20 protein-coding genes are annotated in these 17,923 nt (G+C 60.9%); 18 read left to right on the forward strand and 2 right to left on the reverse strand.

Annotated elements, in window-relative coordinates:
• From ACESYO_RS13880 to ACESYO_RS13890, 3 genes are all read left to right on the forward strand, one after another.
• The coding region (locus ACESYO_RS13880; RefSeq protein ID WP_373210505.1) for a hypothetical protein at window positions 1-181 on the forward strand (181 nt) is incomplete at its 5' end.
• Window positions 163-681: an ATP-binding protein gene (locus ACESYO_RS13885; protein WP_276872151.1), complete on the forward strand. Its 519-nt coding sequence runs from the start codon at window positions 163-165 to the stop codon at window positions 679-681. The genes ACESYO_RS13880 and ACESYO_RS13885, both read left to right, overlap by 19 nt.
• Window positions 682-913: 232 nt before the next feature.
• On the forward strand, window positions 914-3,526 hold the full coding sequence (locus ACESYO_RS13890; protein WP_373210507.1) for a cation-translocating P-type ATPase: 2,613 nt from the start codon (window positions 914-916) through the stop codon (window positions 3,524-3,526).
• 81 nt (window positions 3,527-3,607) lie between these two features.
• On the opposite strand, the gene greA is transcribed toward ACESYO_RS13890, so the two are convergent.
• Window positions 3,608-4,111 (reverse strand): transcription elongation factor GreA, encoded by a 504-nt coding sequence (gene greA / locus ACESYO_RS13895; protein ID WP_058965737.1) that lies wholly within the window; start codon window positions 4,109-4,111, stop codon window positions 3,608-3,610.
• 39 nt (window positions 4,112-4,150) lie between these two features.
• Window positions 4,151-5,059 (reverse strand): pyridoxal-phosphate dependent enzyme, encoded by a 909-nt coding sequence (locus ACESYO_RS13900; protein ID WP_373210504.1) that lies wholly within the window; start codon window positions 5,057-5,059, stop codon window positions 4,151-4,153.
• 276 nt (window positions 5,060-5,335) lie between these two features.
• On the opposite strand from ACESYO_RS13900, the gene ylxM reads away from it, so the two are divergent.
• The 15 genes from ylxM to ACESYO_RS13975 all read left to right on the forward strand — a co-directional run bounded on the left by ylxM (window position 5,336) and on the right by ACESYO_RS13975 (window position 17,916).
• Window positions 5,336-5,701 (forward strand): YlxM family DNA-binding protein, encoded by a 366-nt coding sequence (ylxM, locus tag ACESYO_RS13905; RefSeq protein ID WP_058965739.1) that lies wholly within the window; start codon window positions 5,336-5,338, stop codon window positions 5,699-5,701.
• A 23-nt stretch (window positions 5,702-5,724) separates the two neighbouring features.
• On the forward strand, window positions 5,725-7,047 hold the full coding sequence (ffh, locus tag ACESYO_RS13910; RefSeq protein WP_058965741.1) for a signal recognition particle protein: 1,323 nt from the start codon (window positions 5,725-5,727) through the stop codon (window positions 7,045-7,047).
• A 121-nt stretch (window positions 7,048-7,168) separates the two neighbouring features.
• Window positions 7,169-7,411 carry a 30S ribosomal protein S16 gene (gene rpsP, locus ACESYO_RS13915; protein ID WP_058965743.1) on the forward strand — a complete coding sequence of 81 codons (243 nt, stop codon included), beginning with the start codon at window positions 7,169-7,171 and terminating at the stop codon, window positions 7,409-7,411.
• A 25-nt stretch (window positions 7,412-7,436) separates the two neighbouring features.
• Window positions 7,437-7,670 (forward strand): KH domain-containing protein, encoded by a 234-nt coding sequence (locus tag ACESYO_RS13920; RefSeq protein WP_058965745.1) that lies wholly within the window; start codon window positions 7,437-7,439, stop codon window positions 7,668-7,670.
• Between the two features lie 178 nt (window positions 7,671-7,848).
• Window positions 7,849-8,379 carry a ribosome maturation factor RimM gene (gene rimM, locus ACESYO_RS13925; RefSeq protein ID WP_283128576.1) on the forward strand — a complete coding sequence of 177 codons (531 nt, stop codon included), beginning with the start codon at window positions 7,849-7,851 and terminating at the stop codon, window positions 8,377-8,379.
• Window positions 8,376-9,104, forward strand: a complete 729-nt coding sequence (gene trmD / locus ACESYO_RS13930) for a tRNA (guanosine(37)-N1)-methyltransferase TrmD (RefSeq protein WP_276872142.1) — start codon at window positions 8,376-8,378, stop codon at window positions 9,102-9,104. The genes rimM and trmD overlap by 4 nt, the downstream gene beginning before the upstream one ends.
• 206 nt (window positions 9,105-9,310) lie before the next feature.
• Window positions 9,311-9,574, forward strand: a complete 264-nt coding sequence (locus tag ACESYO_RS13935) for an HPr family phosphocarrier protein (protein ID WP_058965751.1) — start codon at window positions 9,311-9,313, stop codon at window positions 9,572-9,574.
• Between the two features lie 132 nt (window positions 9,575-9,706).
• Window positions 9,707-11,539 (forward strand): excinuclease ABC subunit UvrC, encoded by a 1,833-nt coding sequence (uvrC, locus tag ACESYO_RS13940; protein WP_058965753.1) that lies wholly within the window; start codon window positions 9,707-9,709, stop codon window positions 11,537-11,539.
• A 3-nt stretch (window positions 11,540-11,542) separates the two neighbouring features.
• A complete protein-coding gene (locus ACESYO_RS13945; RefSeq protein WP_058965755.1) occupies window positions 11,543-12,022 on the forward strand; it encodes an NAD(P)H-dependent oxidoreductase subunit E in 480 nt (159 codons plus the stop codon).
• 97 nt (window positions 12,023-12,119) lie between these two features.
• On the forward strand, window positions 12,120-12,668 hold the full coding sequence (rsmD, locus tag ACESYO_RS13950) for a 16S rRNA (guanine(966)-N(2))-methyltransferase RsmD (RefSeq protein ID WP_058965757.1): 549 nt from the start codon (window positions 12,120-12,122) through the stop codon (window positions 12,666-12,668).
• The gene (locus ACESYO_RS13955; RefSeq protein ID WP_058965758.1) at window positions 12,665-13,129 is read left to right on the forward strand and encodes an HrpE/YscL family type III secretion apparatus protein; all 465 of its coding nucleotides are present in this window, start codon (window positions 12,665-12,667) and stop codon (window positions 13,127-13,129) included. Before rsmD ends, ACESYO_RS13955 begins: the two co-directional genes overlap by 4 nt.
• A gap of 366 nt (window positions 13,130-13,495) precedes the next feature.
• A complete protein-coding gene (mraZ, locus tag ACESYO_RS13960) occupies window positions 13,496-13,915 on the forward strand; it encodes a division/cell wall cluster transcriptional repressor MraZ (protein ID WP_058965761.1) in 420 nt (139 codons plus the stop codon).
• Between the two features lie 12 nt (window positions 13,916-13,927).
• Window positions 13,928-14,857: a 16S rRNA (cytosine(1402)-N(4))-methyltransferase RsmH gene (gene rsmH, locus ACESYO_RS13965; RefSeq protein WP_283128578.1), complete on the forward strand. Its 930-nt coding sequence runs from the start codon at window positions 13,928-13,930 to the stop codon at window positions 14,855-14,857.
• Between the two features lie 71 nt (window positions 14,858-14,928).
• Window positions 14,929-15,393: a hypothetical protein gene (locus ACESYO_RS13970; RefSeq protein ID WP_373210498.1), complete on the forward strand. Its 465-nt coding sequence runs from the start codon at window positions 14,929-14,931 to the stop codon at window positions 15,391-15,393.
• 120 nt (window positions 15,394-15,513) lie between these two features.
• Window positions 15,514-17,916, forward strand: coding sequence for a penicillin-binding transpeptidase domain-containing protein (locus tag ACESYO_RS13975; protein WP_373210496.1), 2,403 nt, complete (start codon window positions 15,514-15,516; stop codon window positions 17,914-17,916).
• Window positions 17,917-17,923 lie beyond the last annotated feature (7 nt).

The following is a 17,923-nucleotide window of genomic DNA, read 5'->3' on the forward strand; positions in this document are numbered from 1 at the left end:
CACACCATTATACCGCATTCCCTTTCCTTATACGAGAAAAAGACCACCGATAGGTGGCCTTTTTCGACAGGCTGAAGACTTTTCGGCACAGCGTTTGCTGTGCCGAAAAGTCTTTTTTATTACGGAAAAACCGGGAAATACACAGGAAAAGGAGGAAGAGCGATGGCGACAATGTACCTGATGGTGGGCATTTCCGGCGCGGGAAAAACCACCTGGGCCAGAACACGAATGGCCGGGGCGGAATACATCGGGTCGGACGGAATCCGAATGGAGCTGTTCGGCAGGGAGCTTACCCCGAAAGGTTATCGCCGGGTACACCGGATCATGAACCAGCGCATGCGCGCAGCTCTGGAACAGGGCAGGGATGTGGTGGTGGATTCGGTGCATCTGTCCCGCAGGGCGCGGCGCAGGGTGCTGCGGGCGGTGCCGGAGGGGGTGCGCTGTGTGGCGGTGTGGATCGACACCGGTGTGATGCAGGCCATCCGGAATGATGCCTGCCGCCAGCGGCATGTGCCCTTTTTTGCCATCGCTCTTATGCGGCCCCGGCTGGTGGAGCCGAAACAGGAGGAAGGCTTTCACGAGATCTGGCGCATTCCCTGGGAGGAGCGGGCCGGATGTGCAGCGGGATGGGAAAAAGTGCAAAAATATGAAAAAAATGAAAATCCTGCAAAAATCACTTGACGCAGCCCGATGGGCGTGGTATAGTTAGTCCAAGTTGAAAAGGGAGTAGTTGCAAGCCGCCTTGTCAACATCACGGCCTGAAAAGGCCTGGCAGGGTGCGCCGCTTCTTAACGAGTCGGTAACAAGACTTTTCGACAGCAACGCTTTGCGCGTGCTGTCGGGAAGTCTTCTTTCTTTTGCGAAAAAAGACTTCCCGCCGGGTAAACGGGCAAAAAAGAAAGGGAGAAAAATGATGGAACAGACTTATTTCGACAAAACCGTTCCGCAAACCCTGGAGCAGGTAAAGGCCACCGCTAACGGCCTGACTGCGCAGGAAGCCGCCCGGCGGCTGGAGGAGCACGGCCCCAACCAGCTGGCCGAGGGCAAAAAGAAAAGCCCGCTGGTGGTATTTCTGGAACAGTTCAAGGATCTGCTGGTCTTTATTCTGGCCGTGGCGGCAGTGATCTCCATGGTGTCCGGCAATGTGGAGAGCACACTGGTGATCTTCGCGGTGCTCATCATGAACGCGGTGCTGGGCACGGTGCAGTATCTGAAGGCGGAAAAGAGCCTGGAAAGTCTGAAAGCCATGTCCGCCCCGGTGGCCAAGGTCCTGCGGGACGGTGTGCGCCAGGAAGTGGCGGGCCCCAAGGTGGTTCCCGGCGACATCGTGTATCTGGAAGCGGGCGATCTGGTGGTGGCCGATGGCCGTCTGCTGGAATGCTATTCCCTGAAGGTGAACGAAAGCTCGCTGACCGGTGAATCCGAGGCGGTGGAAAAGACCGCTGAGGCCCTTCCCGCCGGCAAGACTGCGCTGGGCGACCAGAAGAACATGGTGTTCTCCGGCTCGCTGGTCACCTACGGCCGTGCGGTGATGGTGGTTACCGGCACCGGCATGAACACCGAGCTGGGCCACATCGCGGAACTGATGAACCAGACCCAGCAGCGCAAGACCCCCCTGCAGAAGAGCCTGGACGACTTCTCCGGCAAGCTGGCCGCAGCCATTCTGGCCATCTGTGCCGTGGTGTTCTGCCTGTCCATGTTCCGCAGCGGCATGGGGCTGCTGGATTCGCTGCTCTTCGCCGTGGCGCTGGCGGTGGCCGCCATTCCCGAGGCGCTCAGCAGCATCGTGACCATCGTGCTGGCCATGGGTACCCAGAAGATGGCCCGTCAGAACGCCATCATCAAGGAGCTCAAGGCGGTGGAAAGCCTTGGTTCGGTGCAGGTGATCTGCTCGGATAAAACCGGTACCCTGACCCAGAACAAGATGACCGTGCAGCAGATCTGGGCGGACGGCAAGCTGGTGCAGGACGCCAATGCCGACATGAGCGACCCGGCCCAGGAGCTGCTGATGAAGATCGGCCTGCTGGCCAGCGATGCCACCGTGGATGCTGCCAGCGGCGCTTCGGTGGGCGATCCCACTGAGATTGCGCTGGTAAACTGGGGCGGCATGCACCAGACCGACGCAAACAGCGTGCGCAGTCAGTTCCCCCGTCTGGGCGAGCTGGCCTTCGACTCTGACCGCAAGCTGATGAGTACCCTGCATCGGGTGAACGGCAAGCCCATGCTGCTGACCAAGGGCGCCATGGATGTGCTGCTGGCCCGTTCCAACCGGCTGCTTACTGCCAAGGGCGTTGTGCCCCTGACCGACGAGATGCGTACCGCCATTACCCGGGCGAATGAGGAGTTCTCCGAAAACGGCCTGCGCGTGCTGGCCTTTGCCTGCCGCGAGATGGACGCGGAGCGTGAGCTCACCCTGGAGGATGAGAACGATTTCACCTTCGTGGGTCTGGTGTCCATGATCGACCCGCCCCGTGAGGAGAGCAAGCAGGCCGTGGCCGACGCAAAGCGGGGCGGCATCCGCACCGTAATGATCACCGGCGACCACAAGGTCACCGCCACTGCCATCGCAAAGCAGATCGGCATCTTTGAGGAAGGCGACATCGCCCTGGAGGGTGTGGAGCTGGACGCCATGACCGACGACGAGCTGGATGAAAAGCTGCCGCACATCTCGGTTTATGCCCGTGTTTCCCCCGAGCACAAGATCCGCATCGTCTCCGCCTGGCAGCGCCGGGGCTGCATTGCCGCCATGACCGGCGACGGCGTGAACGACGCCCCCGCCCTGAAGAAGGCGGATGTGGGCGTGGCCATGGGTATCACCGGCACCGAGGTGAGCAAGGATGCCGCCGCCATGATTCTGGCGGACGACAACTTCGCCACCATCGTGAAGGCGGTGGTGAACGGCCGCGGCGTGTACACCAACATCAAGAACGCCATTCAGTTCCTGCTGTCCGGCAATATGGCCGGTATTCTGGCGGTGCTGTACGCTTCGCTGATGGCGCTGCCCGTGCCCTTCCAGCCGGTGCATTTGCTGTTCATCAACCTGCTCACCGACAGCCTGCCCGCCATCGCGCTGGGCATGGAGCCCGCCCGCAAGGGTCTGCTGGACCAGAAGCCCCGCGATCCCAAGGCCTCCATTCTGGATAAGCCCCTCATGTTCAAGATCCTGTGGCAGGGTGCCCTGATCGCCGTTGCCTCCATGACTGCCTTCTATCTGGGGCTGTCCGCCGGCGGCGCCGCCATGGCCAGCACCATGGCCTTCGCCACCCTGACGCTGGCCCGCCTGTTCCACGGCTTCAACTGCCGGGGCACCGAGTCCATCTTCAAGCTGGGTCTTGGCAGCAACAAGTACTCGCTGATGGCCTTTGCCGGCGGCGTGGTGCTGCTGGCCGCCGTGCTGGTGATTCCCGTGCTGGAAAGCCTGTTCGCGGTGACCGCCCTCAGCGGCATCCAGTATCTGCAGATTCTGGGTCTGGCCTTTGCGCCCACCCTGCTGATCCAGCTGGGCCGTGTGATCCGCGGCAAGTAATCCGGTCAGAAAACACAAACAAAAACAGCCGCCGCGCTTCCCGATTTGGGGAGGCGCGGCGGCCTTTTTTGTTTGTTCTGATCAATACTGGCTGATGGGCAGGGAAGCGTCATCATCGCTGGGCTCGATGGCACGGATGGTCACCGGATAGCTCACGCCGGGGCGCACCTCCACCTGCACGGTATCGCCCACCTTTTTTTCGAAAATGGCCCGGCCCAGAGGGGACTCCCGGCTGATCAGGCCGCTGTCCGCGTTGACCCGCAGAGTGGTCACCAGCTTGACCACCATCTCCTCTTCGTCCTCGGGGAAGTACAGGGTGATCTTGTCAAACAGGCCCACCGAGCCCTCGGCATGGTCGGACTTGACCACTTTGGCGGTCTTGATCATCCGCTGCAGGTAGCGGATGCGGCTCTCGTTGCGGTTTTTCTGGCGTTTGGCCTCCTTGTATTCAAAGTTTTCGCTCAGATCCCCGTAGGAGCGGGCGATCTTCACGTCCTCCAGGCACTGAGGGCGCACCACAAGAATGCGGTGTTCGATCTCCTCCTGCATTTTCCGGATGTCCACTTCGGTGAGTTCGTCGTACATGCAATAAATCCTCTTTTCCGGTCGGTTCTGTTTGGTGGTTCAGGCGTAGACCTGACGGCTCTGGAAGATGCACAGGGCGCTCTTGCTCTTGCCCCGCTCCAGCAGGGTGCGGGCGGCGTAAAGAGTGGCCCCGGCGCTGGGCCCGGCGGGAATACCGTCGGTGAGCAGCACCTCGCGGGCGGCCTGCACCGCCTCACCGGTGGTTACTGCCAGAACCAGATCCACCACATAAGGGTTGTAGTTTTCCGGCACGAAGCCGAAGCCGATGTTGGGAATGCCGTGGGGCGCCAGAAATCCGCCGCCGATGGCCTGGCATTCGTAGGGCTCCACCGCCGCCATGCGGATGTGGTTGGTCCAGGCCTTTACATATTCGCCCACGCCGGTCACAGTGCCGCCGCTGCCCACCCCGGCCACGATGGCATCGATCAGATTGCCGCTGTCGGTGGCCTTTAAGATGGCGGGGCCGGTGATGCGCCGGTGGTATTCCGGGTTATCCTCGCTGGCCAGATAGTTCATGTAGTAGGCGCCCTGTTCCTGAGCCATGCGGCGGGCCAGAATGTCCATGCCCTCCTGCCCGGAGGGGCGTTCGTAGCAGGGCCGCAGCCGGGCCCCCAGCCCCTGCAGAAACCGTTCCCGCTCCGGCTCCAGTGCCGGCGGTACCACCAGCGTGAGCGGGTGACCGCTGCGCCCGGCGGCAATGGCCAGCGCCGCCGCAAAAGCGCCGCAGCCGGTTTCCACAATGGGCTGGCCCTCCTTCAGCTCGCCCCGCTGGGTGGCAAGGCGGATCATGGCGATGGCCAGTGCGTCCTTGCCGGTGCCGGTGGGCCCGTCGAATAACAGGCAGGCATACAGCTTGCCGGGAAGGTCGTGTTTTGCCGCATAGCCGCCAAGGGCCACCACGGGGCAGCGGGTGAGCTGCTGATAATAGGTCTCGTTGATTCCGGTCATCGCAAACGCCTGCCTTTCTATTATATATAGGAAAGAGGGGAAACAACAGGGCGAAGAAGGGGACGCAGCCCGCAGCTTTCTGCCTTTATTGTAGCACGTTCCGCCTGCAAAGTCATGCCCGGTGCGAACCGGCGGAAAAAAGAACGTTTTTTGCGGGAAATTCCCCTTGACAGCGCCGCGCAGCCTCTGTTATAATAGCAAACTGTAAAGCAAAACGCTTTACGAAAAGGTAAAACACTTTACAGGGCCCGGCACCCCGGCGAGGAGGCGTTTTCGGTGGCGAAAAATCTTGAGATTTCACTGTTGCTGGATTTTTACGGCGACGTGCTCACCGAAAAGCAGCGCGACGTGATGGAGCAGTATTATAACGATGATCTGTCGCTGGCCGAGATTGCCGATAACTTCGGCATCACCCGGCAGGGCGTGCGGGATTCCATCAAGCGGGGCGAAGGGATCATTCTGGAGCTGGAGGAAAAGGTGGGCTTTGCAAAGCGCTACCGGGCGGTCCAGCAGGGAATCAGTCAGCTGGAGAGCCTTGCGCGGGACATTCAGTTTGAAAACGCCAACGGCTACACGCCGAACAAGCGCATCGATGATTCCGCCCGCAGGATGCTCGAGATCATCGGGCAGATCAGCGAATAAGCACACAACGAAAGGACAACGACATGGCCTTTGAATCTCTTTCCGAACGTCTTTCGGGCGTGTTCAAACGGCTGCGGGGCAAGGGTAAGCTCACCGAGGCGGACATCAAGGCCGCCATGCGTGAGGTTCGCACCGCCCTGCTGGAGGCCGACGTAAACTATAAGGTGGCCAAGGACTTCATCGCCGGGGTCACCGAGCGGGCCATGGGCCAGGAGGTCATGGAAAGCCTGACCCCCGCCCAGCAGGTCATCAAGATCGTAAACGAATCCCTCACCGAGCTCATGGGCGGCAACGAGGCCGCGCGCATCCACATCAAGTCCAAGCCTCCCACGGTGCTCATGCTCTGCGGTCTGCAGGGTAACGGTAAAACCACCCACGCCGCCAAGCTGGGCAAATGGTTCCTCAAGCAGGGCCATCGCCCGCTGCTGGTGGCCTGCGATATCTACCGCCCCGCGGCCATCGATCAGCTGCAGGTGGTGGGCAAGCAGGCGGGGGTTCCGGTGTTCACCATGGGCACCGAAAAGCCCGAGATCATCGCCAAAAAGGCCATCGCCCACGCAAAGGACTACGGCAACGATATCGTGATTCTGGATACCGCCGGCCGACTGCATGTGGATCAGGAGCTCATGGATGAGCTGGGCCGCATCAAGGAAGCCGTTGAGGTGGACGAGGTTCTGCTGGTGGTGGACGCCATGGCCGGTCAGGACGCGGTAAACGTGGCCAAGGCCTTCAATGAGGCTGTGGCGGTGGATGGCATCATTCTCACCAAGACCGACGGCGATACCCGTGGCGGCGCGGCGCTCAGCGTCAAGGCCGTTACCGGCAAGCCCATCAAGTTCCAGGGCACCGGCGAAAAGCTGGACGATCTGGAGGTTTTCCATCCGGCCCGCATGGCCAGCCGAATCCTGGGTATGGGCGACGTGCTCACCCTGATCGAGAAGGCGCAGGATCTGCAGGACGAGAAGAAAGCCGCCGAGACCGCCAAGCGGATGATGGAGAACAAGTTCGACATGAACGACATGCTGGACCAGCTGGCCCAGATGAAGAAGATGGGCGGCGTTGCGTCGCTGGTCTCCATGCTTCCCGGCGGCAACAAGATCAACCCGGACGACATCGACGAAAAGGTGTTCGTGCACATCGAGGCCATCATCCACAGCATGACCCCCGCCGAGCGGGAGAAGCCCAGCATCATCAACCCCAAGCGCAAGCGCCGCATTGCCGCCGGCAGCGGTACCAGCGTGGAAGAGGTGAACAAGCTGCTTCGCCAGTTTGAGATGATGCAGAAGATGATGAAGCAGATGAAAAAGAACCCCAAGGCCTTCGGCCGCCGCCTGCGCGGCATGTAAGCGCGAAAAAACGCGCCGCTTTTTACGGTATGACCCGCAGCCCCCAAAAGGGCGGGTTTGATACAATATAACAATCAAAACGCCCCGAACCGGGGCCCCAAACATCAGGAGGTTTACCACTATGGCAGTTAAGATCCGTCTGCGCCGCATGGGCGCCAAGAAAGCTCCCTTCTACCGCGTTGTTGTTGCTGACAGCCGCTTCCCCCGTGACGGCCGCTTCATCGAGGAGATTGGCTACTACGATCCCACCAAGGAGCCCAGCGTTGTGAACATCGACGCCGAGAAGGCCAAGAAGTGGATCGCCAACGGCGCTCAGCCCACCGACACCGTTCGTGAGCTGCTGAAGAAGAACGAGATCCTGTAATCAGTCTTAAAGGGAGGGCAACCCTATGCAGGAGCTGTTGCTGGCAGTTGCCCGGGGCCTGGTCGACGATAAGGACGCTGTGTCCGTTACCGTGGACGCCCCCCGTGAGGACGGCACCATCGTTTACCACCTGAGCGTGGCTGAGAACGACATGGGCCGGGTGATCGGCAAACAGGGCCGTATCGCCAAGGCCATCCGCGTTGTAATGCGGGCTGCCGCCGTTCGCAAGGGCGAAAAGGTCATGGTAGAGATCGACTGACCTTCGGGAGAACAAAACCACACAAACAGGGCCACTTGCCAGCTTCTGTGCAAGTGGCCCTGTTTTTTTGCATGGGCAAGGCCGCACCATTTGCGCCCAGGGGCTCGGGTGAGGCGGGATTGCTCCTGTCACCGGGCGGGCGAAGCGGCCCAGCCCCACACAAAAGGAGAGAAACAAGATGCAGCAGTATCTGGAAGTCTGCAAGGCCGTGACCACTCACGGAGTGGCGGGCGAAGTGAAGGTGGAGCTCTGGTGCGACGACGCGGCATTTCTGGGCCGGTTCAAGCGGCTGTACCGGGGCCCGCAGGGGCAGAACCCCATTGCCGTGACCAGGGTGCGCGCCCACAAGAACATGGCGCTGGTTACCTTTGAAGGTGTGAACGACATGGATGCCGCCCGCGCGCTGGTGGGCCAGGTGTTCTACATCGACCGGGCGGATGCAAAGCTGCCCCGGGGCCATTATTTTCAGGCGGACCTGCTGGGCTGCCGCCTGATCGATGCACAGAGCGGCCGCGACTACGGCGAGATCACTCAGGTGAGCCACCCCGGCGCACAGGATATTTATACGGTTGCCTGCCCGGATGGTTCCACTGCCCTGTTCCCGGCGGTGAAGCCCTTCCTGGTAAAAATCTGCATTGAGGACCGCAAGGTGCTGGTCAGCCCCATTCCGGGCATGTTCGGCGAAGCGGAAAATGGTGATCAGGTATGATGCGTGTGGATGTGGCGACCCTGTTCCCGGAGATGTGCCAGCGGGTGCTGGACGAAAGCATCCTGGGCCGGGCCGCAAAGCGAGGCTATATCGAAACCCACTGCCATCAGATCCGGGACTACACCCTGAACCGGCAGAAGCAGGTGGACGACTACCCCTACGGCGGCGGCTGCGGCATGGTGATGAACGCCCAGCCCATCTATGACTGCTGCCAGGATATCATCCGTCAGGTGGAGGAACAGGGCCGTCAGCGGCCGCATATTATATTTATGACCGCGGCGGGCCAGCCCTTCTCGGAGGAGACCGCCAAGCGCCTGGCTGAATACGACAGCCTTCTTCTGGTTTGCGGCCATTACGAAGGCATGGACGAGCGGGTGATTGAGGAGCTGGCGGACGAGGAGATCAGCATCGGAGACTATGTGCTCACCGGCGGTGAGCTGGCCGCGCTGGTGGTGGCGGACAGTGTGCTGCGCCTGCAGCCCGGCGTGCTGGCTCAGCCGGAGGGCTATCAGGATGAAAGCCACTGGAACGGCCTGCTGGAGTATCCCCAGTACACCCGCCCGGAGGAGTGGCGGGGAAAAAGAGTTCCAGAGATATTGCTCAGCGGTCACCATGGCAATATAGACAAATGGCGCCGCGAGCAGAGTCTGGAACGCACCCGTACCCGCCGCCCGGATTTGTACGAAGCGTACCAAAATGAGCATAATCAGAGCCACAAAAAGTAATTGATACTGATTTTGTTGAAAACTTTCGGGATTTCTCATGAGATTGTTGAAAACTAAGTGGTTGATTTGCACAAAGAAACGTTTCCGGTATTTTGTGGATTCGGAAAACTGACAAAATTGCACAAATGCACTGTACAATCGGGTAAGAATGGGCTATTATAACAATCAGAAGCCCATCTAATTTTAGAAATAGGAGCGAATGAATCATGTTTGTTAAAGAAGTTACCGTTGAGAACAAAGTCGGCCTGCATGCCCGTCCTGCTACCTTCTTCATTCAGAAGGCCAACGAGTACAAGTCTTCCATCTGGGTTGAGAAGGAAGAGCGCCGCGTTAACGCCAAGAGCCTGCTGGGCGTTCTGAGCCTGGGCATCGTGGGCGGCACCACCATCCGCATCATCGCCGACGGCGCCGACGAGCAGGCTGCCGTGGAAGGCCTGGTAAAGCTGGTAAACTCCGGTTTCGCCGAGTAATTTCTTTGCTTTCATAAATCAAAGGGCGGGTTGTGCAAGACCCGCCCTTTTTCTGCTTTTGCCCCAAAGCGGGGCATACTGAATAAAATGGGCCGGCAAAGCGCTCCGCCGCCCCAAAGGAGGACCCCTGCCATGACCAAGGCTGAACTGCACGAAAAGGCGAAGATGCTGCCCCTGCTGCCGGGGGTCTATATCATCCGGGACAAGCGGGATGAAATCATCTACATCGGCAAGGCCAAGCGGCTGCGCACCCGGGTGAGCCAGTATTTCCGGGAGGGCGTTCCCCACGACGCCAAGGTCACCCAGATGATCGAACATGCCTTCAACTTCGATGTGATCGTCTGCCAGAGCGAGTTCGAGGCACTGGTGCTGGAAGCAAGCCAGATCAAGGCCCACACCCCCAAGTACAACATCCTGTTGAAGGATGACAAGGGCTACAGTTATGTGAAGATCACCAAAGAGGAATATCCCCGCATCTCGGCGGCGCTGCAAAAGGAGGAGGACGGGGCGGAGTACATCGGCCCCTTCACCAGCAGCTTTGCGGTGCGCCAGATGGTGGAAACCGCGCAGGATGCCTTCCTTTTGCCCCGGTGCAACCGGCGCTTCCCCCAGGAGATTGGCAAGGGGCGGCCCTGCCTGAACGCTCACATCGGCAAGTGTATGGCCCTGTGTAGCGGCAAGATCAGCAAGGAAACCTACAACGAGGCGGTGCAGGGGGCCATCCGGCTGATCCGCTACGGTAAAAAGGACATTGTGAAAACGCTGGAGCAGCGCATGGAGGAGGCCGCCGAGCGACTGGACTTTGAGCAGGCCGCCCTGTTGCGGGATCAGATTGCCGCCATCAAAAAGGTGTCGGCCGGGCAGAAGGTGGTGGTGGACGAGAGCACCCAGATGGATGTGATCGCCTTCGCCGGAGCCGGGCAGAACAGCTGCGCCGCCATCCTGCGCTACCGCACCGGCCGCCTGACCGACAAACGGGAGCTTCTGTTCCGGGGCACCGCCGATCTGGATGCTCTGCGGGAGGAATTTTTGCCCCGCTATTATCTGGATGGGGAGGAGATCCCCAAAGTCATTGCGGTGGATGTGCTGCCCGAGAGCCACGAGGCCCTGACCCAGCTGCTGGAGAAGACCCGGGGCACAAAGGTGCAGCTGTATGTGCCGCAGCGGGGCGACACCGCCAAGCTGGTGAGCATGGCCTACACCAACGCGGTGGAGCGCCTTGCCCGGGAGAGCGGCCGTACCGACCGCAGCCAGCGCCTGCTGGACGAGGCCGCTGCGGTGCTGGGCCTGCCCGAGCCGCCGGCGGTGATCGAAAGCTACGATATCTCCAACTGGGGCGAGGGCACCAGCGTCTGCGGTATGGTGGTGTTTGAAAACGGCCGCCCCAAGAAAAGCGGCTACCGGCGCTTCAAGATGCGCACCGTGGCCGGCACCGACGACTTCGCCAGCATGGCCGAGGCGCTGAGCCGCCGGGCCGCCGAGTACGAAAAGGGCACGGCGGGCCAGTTCTCGGTGCTGCCCAGTGTGATTCTGCTGGACGGCGGCAAGGGCCAGGTGAGCGCGGTGAAGGCGGCGCTGGCAGGTACCGCTCTGGCGGCGGTACCCCTGTTCGGCATGGTGAAGGACGATCACCACCGCACCCGGGCCATCGTGACCGCAGACGGCGGAGAGATTGCCATCAGCATGCACCGGAACATCTTCACCTTCATCTCCTCCATTCAGGACGAGGTGCACCGGTTCTCCATCGCCTATCAGCGGCAGAACCAGAAGAAAAAGGCCTATGCTTCCAGTCTGACCGCCATTCCCGGCGTGGGGCCCGCCACCGCCAAGGCGCTGCTGGCCCACTTCAAATCGGTGGGTGCGGTGCGCGAGGCCGGTGTGGACGAGCTGACCAATGCCAGGGGTGTGGGGCAGAAGGCCGCCCAGACCATCTACGACTATTTTCACCCCCAAACGGAGGATTGATCCATGGATCAGAACACATTACACGAACGCTTTGCCGAGGCCGCGGAGTATTACGCCGGCCGCAAGGGCAGCCGCCCCACACTGGAGCAGGAGGATACCGTGGCTCTGCTGCGGGAGACCCAGGAAATCTACGGTCACATTCCGCCCCAGGCACTGGAGACCATCTCCATCTGCACCGGCTACAAGGTGCCCCTGCTGGAAAAGCTGATCCGGCTGTATCCCAGCCTGAAGCTGGGGGCCGCCGCCCATGAAATTGTGGTGTGCAGCGGCGGGCGCTGCGGTGCGAAGAACGCCGCTTTGATGGACCGGCTGAAAAAGGGGCTGGCCCAGCTGCCCGAGGGCACCGCGGTGCTGCGCACCCAGAACTGCTTCAAGCAGTGCGGCAAGGGGCCCAACATTCAGGTGGACGGAACGCTCTGGAACGGCTGTGACGCTGCTGCGGTGGACCGGATTCTGGAGATGCTGCGCCCGAAAAAAGGCTGAATCGGCCCACCCTGTCCGGGGTATTTTGCTTGACAAAGCGGCCGGTGCGGGCCATAATGGAAAAAACAAATGGATGACAAGAGGGAGGTGGACCCCCATGCGTGTGATCTCAGGCTCTGCCCGGGGAACAAAGCTGGCGGCCCTGCCGGGAGAAGATATTACAAGGCCCACGGTGGACCGGGTGAAGGAGGGCATGTTCAGTGCCCTGCAGTTCATCCTGCCGGGGGCAAAGGTGCTGGATCTGTTCGCAGGCAGCGGGCAGCTGGGCATCGAGGCGCTGAGCCGCGGCGCGGCCAGCTGCGTGTTTGTGGATCAGGATCGGGGTGCGGTGCGCATTGTGGAGCAGAACTGCAAGGCCGCCGGTGTGCAGGCCCAGAGCCGGATTCGCAACACCAGAGCGGATACATTTCTGGCCAGCTGCGGGGAGCAGTTCCACATTGTGCTGCTGGATCCGCCCTACCGCCATGACACGCTGGCCCAGATCCTGCCTCAGGTGGCGCGGGTGACCGCCCCCGGCGGCACGGTTCTCTGCGAGAGCGAGCTGGCAGCCAGCCTGCCGGACGAGTGCGAGGGCCTTTGCAAGAAAAAACAATACCGTTACGGCACCGTTTTGGTGACCCGCTATGAAAAGGAGCGAGAAGAATGAACATCGACGAGTTGCTGGATCTGATGGAAGAAACCATGGAAGAGGCCTCCGGCCTGCCGTTCTCCGGCAGCAAGCGGATGGTGGACATTGACAAAATGCGGGACATCATCGACGAGGTGCGCCTGAATATGCCCACCGAGATCCGTCAGGCCAAGGCCATCGTAAACGACCGGGCGGACATCATCGCCAGCGCCAAGCGAGAGGCCGAGGCCATCGTGAAGAAGGCCGAAGACCGGGCCCGGGTGCTGGTGGGCGAAGAGCAGATCGTACGGGCTGCTCAGCAGCGCGCAGCGGAGATCCTCTCCAGCGCGCAGAGCCAGTCCCGCGAGATGCGCACCACCGTGACCGATTACTGCGAAAACATGCTGCGCATTACCGAGGAGCAGCTGGCCCGCAACGCGGCGGAGGTCAAAACCGTGCGCGCCAACCTGCGCCAGAATGCAAAAAACAACAACGGCTGATCTTTTTTGTCAGCATTCAGACCCCGTGCCCTGCCAGACCGGCAGGACGCGGGGCTTTTCTTTGCCCGGCAGTGTGGAAAACCCGGTGAAAAAGCGGCCGCCAGTGGCCGGGAAAGGGCCGGATTTTGCTCCGGATCGGAAAGAATGCACAAAACAGGAAAAATATGCAGTCAGAGCGCGAAAAACCAGCTTTCCAGCGAGATTTTTCACGATTCTTTTTCGGCGCTATATCTTGCAATTAAAGTGGGGGTAACGTATAATAATTGATACAGTGGGGAGAAGTGGGGGAAAGTGGAGAGTTTTCCACACAGGTGGAGCCGATGGGCAGATCCCCCGCCCCATAAACCGGAAAGGGGGCGGCGCCGTATGTTGATGGGCGAGTACAACTATGCCATCGACGAAAAGGGCCGCCTGAATTTCCCGGCGCGCTTTCGGGAGCAGATGGGTCAGGTATTTGTGATCACCCGCTGGATGGACAACTGCCTGGTCGCCTTCCCGGAGAGCGAATGGCAGCTCATCTGCGAAAAGCTGCAGGGCAAGAGCATGGTCAAGACCCGCGAGATTCAGCGGTTCCTCTTTGCCATGGCCACCGAGGTCACTCCGGACAAACAGGGCCGGGTGCTCATCTCGCCCAGCCTGCGCACCCACGCGGGCCTGCAGAAGGATGTGACCATCATCGGCGTGGGCAAGCACGCCGAAATCTGGGACACCGCTGCATGGCAGGAAAAACAGGCGGGCTTTGGCAGCGAGCAGCTGGAAGCCGCCATGGAAGAACTGGAACTATAAGGGGGAACGCACATGGAATTCAGCCACATCCCCGTGCTTTTAAATGAATGTCTGGAGGGGCTGGCCATCGATCCGACCGGCATCTATCTGGACGGAACCGCCGGAGGCGGCGGCCATTCCAGTCAGATCGCCCGGCGGCTTACCACCGGCCGGCTGGTCAGTCTGGATCAGGATCCGGATGCCATCGAGGCAGCGGGCAAGGCGCTGGAGGGATTGCCCGCCACGCTGGTGCAGACCAATTTCTGCAACGCTCGCAGCGCCCTGTATGGATTGGGCATTGAAAAAATCAACGGCGCCCTGCTGGATCTGGGGGTATCCTCCCACCAGCTGGACGACGCCTCCCGGGGCTTTTCCTACCGGCAGGACGCGCCGCTGGATATGCGCATGAGCCAGAGCGGCCCCACCGCCGCGGATCTGGTGAACACCGCCAGCCGGGAAGAGCTGGCCCGCATTCTGCGGGAATACGGTGAGGAGCCCTATGCCTGGGCCATTGCCGGGCGCATTGTGCAGCGCCGGGAGGAAACCCCCTTCGCAACCACCCTGCAGCTGGCCGACGCCATTGCCAGCGCGCTGCCCCCGGCGGTGCGCCGCAAGGATAAAAATCCCGCCCGGCGCAGTTTTCAGGCACTGCGCATCGCGGTGAACAGCGAGCTGGACGTGCTCAGCCAGGGCATGGACGAAATTTTTGATCTGCTGGCTCCCGGCGGGCGCTTCGCCATCATTACCTTCCATTCGCTGGAGGATCGGCTGGTGAAGAACAAATTCCGCCAGTGGGCCACCGCCTGCACCTGCCCGCCGGAATATCCGGTCTGTGTGTGCGGGGGCAAGGCAAAAGGAAAGCTCATTACCCGCAAGCCCATTGAGGCAACGGCCGCTGAGCTGGAGGAAAACCGGCGCAGCCGTTCCGCCAAGCTGCGGGTCATTGAAAAGCTGGGCGAGTAACCCTCGCCCGCACCGGCAAAGGGGAGCCGGGAAACCAAAAACGCAAGGAACCAAAAAGGAGGTGAGCGCGCATGGCACAGGCGGCCTATGAACTGGAGCGCTTTGCGGACCGGCCACTGGACGTAAAGCCAAGAATGCGGGCAGTACGGGGCAAAAAGCAGGCCATGAAGATCAGCGCTCAGGCCTGTAAAACGGTTGCGGTAAGCTGCGTGATGGCCATGCTTACCGTGGGCCTGCTGCAAAGCCAGGCCACCATTACCCAGCTGACCACCCAGATCCAGAAAACAAACCAGCAGCTGGTCAACGCCCAGAGCGATTACAACTATCTCTCCGGCGTGCTGGACAGCAAGACCAACCTGAAAAACGTGGAGCAGATTGCCGCGCAGCTTGGGCTGATGAAGCTGGACAAAAGCCAGATCACCTATGTGACACTGGAAAACGAGAGCACCATCCAGCGGCCGGAGAGCGGTTGGCAGCGCGTTTTGGATCTGCTGAACAACGGATTTCTGCGCCTGATGGATCACCTGGATCCCTGACCGCAAATGGAAAAAGCGTGCCGCCGCGCACGCTTTTTCGATTATCAGGGGGCTTCGACCAAAATCATCCCCCTTTTTTGTGCGGCGAATGACTTTGAAGCAAACTAAGGAAATACTGCCATGGCAAGAATGAACAATCCGCAAAATGGGCCACAGGATCCCCAGAAGAAAAAGAGCAGGCGCAGCCTGCTGCGTTACTGGCTTCTGGCGGGGGCGTTCACGGCCGGCGCGGCGATTCTGATCGGCCGCCTGGCCTGGCTGCAGATCGCCATGCACGATGAATACCGCATCCAGGCTGCCAACCAGCAGCTGAAGGATGTGGCCGTGACCCCCACCCGCGGCCAGATCTACGACGCCAACGGCAAGGTGCTGGCCAAGAGCAGCATCGTGTGGACCATCGCTGCCGACCCCAGCCAGATCAGCGCCCCCAAGGCGGAAGAGGGCGATGAACGCCCCGCCGAGGAGCGCCGGGCTGAGCGGGTGCGCACCGTGAGCGCCGATGTGGCCGGCATGCTGGGTCTGGATGAGAACGAGGTGTACGAAAAGCTGATCGACACCGAGAGCCAGTACGAGGTGCTGGCCAGGCAGGTGGATAAGCCCATCGCAGACCAGATCAAGGAATACGCCAGCGAGAACAGTCTGCCCATCACCGTCACGCAGGACACCAAGCGGGAATATCCCTACGGGGCGTTTGCCGCCAGTGTGCTGGGCTTCATGCACGCAGACGGTTACGGCTTTTATGGGCTGGAAGCCTATTATGAAGAAACGCTGGCCGGTACCCCCGGCCGTCTGGTGAGCATCAAGAACGGTCTGGGTGCCGAAATTGCCAACGACGAGCGGGAGGAATATCCCGCGCAGGACGGCAACAGTCTGGTGCTCACGCTGGATGCCAACATCCAGGCCATTGCGGAAAAATATCTGGAAAACTCGGTGAAGGTGAACAACGTATCCGAGCGCGGCGTGGTAATCGTGATGGATGTGAACACCGGCGCGATTCTGGCCATGGCCACCAAGCCGGATTTTGACCCCAACGACCCCATGACCATCTACGATCCGGAGCGGGCTGCCCTGCTGGAGGGGTTGTCCGATGAAGAATACACCCAGGTGCAGGGCCAGGAACGCCAGCGCCAGTGGAAGAACAAGGCCATTACCGACCTGTATACCCCCGGCTCGGTGTTCAAGCTGATCACCACCTCCGCCGCACTGGATTCCGGTGTGAGCACGCCCGGCACCACCTATTATTGCGGCGGCAGCTATCAGGTGCTGCCCGGAACCAAACCCTATTCCTGTGCCGAAGGAGCCAACCACCAGTGGCAGGATATGGGCAAGGTGCTGTACAACAGCTGCAACATCGCCACCATCCATGAGGCTGAGAAGATGGGCATTGAAACCTTCTCGGACTACTACAATGCCTTCGGCTTTACCGAAAAGACCGGCATCGACCTGCCGGCGGAGCAGGCCCCATACGCGGGCGTCTCCTACCACCCGGAGGACAGCATGACCCTGATCGACCTGGCGTCCACCAGCTTCGGTCAGGCCCAGAAGGTGACCCCGATTCAGATGATCACCGCGGTGGCGGCCATCGCCAACGGCGGCTATCTGGTTCAGCCCTACATTGTGGATAAGATCGTGGATCAGGAGGGCAATGTGGTGCAGCAGACCGAGCCCGCCATCAAGCGCCAGGTCATCAGCGAGGAGGTCTCGCAGCAGGTGCTGAAGATGATGGAGGGCGTGGTGGATTACGGCGCTGCCGGCGCTGCCGGCCGCAACGCCTATGTGGCGGGCTACCACATCGGCGGCAAGTCCGGTACCAGTGAAAAGCTGGATCAGGACCCCCGTGAGGACGGCACCTACGAGAAGGTTTCCAGCTTTCTGGCGGTGCTGCCGGTGGATGATCCGCAGATCGCCATTCTGGCCTTTGTGGATGAACCCCACGCGGAAACCGAGTACGGCTCCATGCTGAGCGCCCCGCTGATCGGTAACATCATCAGCGAGGTGGCCCCCTATCTGGGCATCGAAATGGACGAGAGCCTGTTGCCCAGCGGCGATGTGACCGTGCCCAATCTGGTGACTCCCAACAATCCCAGCTACAGCCAGTGGGATCTGGCCCAGGTGGAGCTGAACAAGATCGGCCTGGCTCACCGGAAGGTGGGCAGCGGCGACACAGTGCTGGCCCAGTACCCGGAGGCGGGCACCAGGGTGGCCGCGGGTACCACGGTGTATCTGTATACCGACAGCACCGAATACACCAAAACAACGGTGCCGGATGTGACCGGAAAGAGTGCGGCGCTGGCCAGCCAGATGCTGGCAGGCTCCGGCCTGAATGTGCGCATCAGCGGTGACGAGAACGGTCAGGTGACCAGTCAGGATGTGACCGCGGGCACCGAGACACCCATGGGCACGGTGGTGACCATCACCACTGCGGCTGCGGCCGACCCGACGCAGGACACCAGTGCGTCCACAGACGCGGCGTCCTCGGATTCCGGAACAGACGCCGGGACGGACGGAACCGGCGAGGGCTGATTGCCGC

Source organism: Allofournierella massiliensis, from assembly GCF_964241245.1.
GTDB lineage: Bacteria > Bacillota > Clostridia > Oscillospirales > Ruminococcaceae > Allofournierella > Allofournierella massiliensis.